The organism is Virgibacillus sp. W0181, assembly GCF_051846915.1.
GTDB lineage: Bacteria > Bacillota > Bacilli > Bacillales > Amphibacillaceae > JBPYCR01.
On record NZ_JBPYCR010000071.1, the window covers coordinates 1 to 1,027 of the forward strand.

Genomic DNA, 1,027 nt, shown 5'->3' on the forward strand with positions numbered 1-1,027 from the left:
CACTAGCGTTGCATTAATTAAAACAAATAATTACTAATATTCCCAATGATCAGTAATTTGCTTTTTCTCCAATAAAAAATCCTTTATAATGGAGAGACAGGTGGTTCCTGTCCAAATCCCATTACAAAGGATAACAGATATGGACAAGAATACACGAAAATCATCATTTGGTAAATGGATAAGCCCTATTAATTTTAAAAAATTGGATGAGCACGTAAGTTTAACCAAACAAGATCATTACACAAAGAAGTTAACCACTGCTTCCTACATTAAGATGATGCTGCTAGCGCAGCTACATGAAACGGAAAGTCTGCATGCAATGAGTGATGCGCTTTTGAATGGGGAACTACAACAAGAACTTGGGTTTGCATCGATCAGTGCTTCGCAGTTATCCCGTAAAAATAATGAAATGGATCCATCGATTCTTGCGACAATTTTTATGGATTTGGTGGCACAAATCAAAAGTTATCACCACAGTTGCACCCAGCGGGTGCCATTGAAAATCATTGATTCAAGTACGCTGCCACTTAATCTAACGCATTATAAGTGGGCGAAGTTTCGGAAAACAAAAGCGGGTGTCAAACTACATTTACGGCTTGTATTCATGGATAAAGATGCCGTTTATCCAGACAAGGCAGTCATGACGGTTGCAAGCGCACATGACAGAAACCAGATGGAAGTCTTGGTGGACGAAAAAGATGCCATGTATGTATTTGACCGCGGCTATGTCGACTATGAACGATTTGATCGAATGACCGACGACGGATACTTCTTCGCCTCTCGATTGAAGAAAAATGCAGTTACACGCGATGTTCAAACCTTTGAATGTCCAGCAGATTCCAATGTGCTTTCTGATAAAATGGTCTACATTGGCACGACTCAAAATCGGGCTGAGAATGTTTTTCGGCTCATTGAAGTAACAGATACAAAAGGAAATATCCTTCGCTTAATCACGAATCGTTTTGATTTGGATGCGGATGAAATCAGTGATATTTACCGATCACGCTGGGCTATCGGCGTGTCCAGA

At 40.1% G+C, this 1,027-nt stretch carries 1 protein-coding gene; it reads left to right on the forward strand.

Annotation, left to right across the window (positions count from 1 at the left end; all coding sequences use genetic code 11):
- Nucleotides 1-139: 139 nt before the first annotated feature.
- A partial coding sequence (locus ACLIBG_RS15585; protein ID WP_439313644.1) for an IS4 family transposase occupies nt 140-1,027 on the forward strand: 888 nt, incomplete at its 3' end.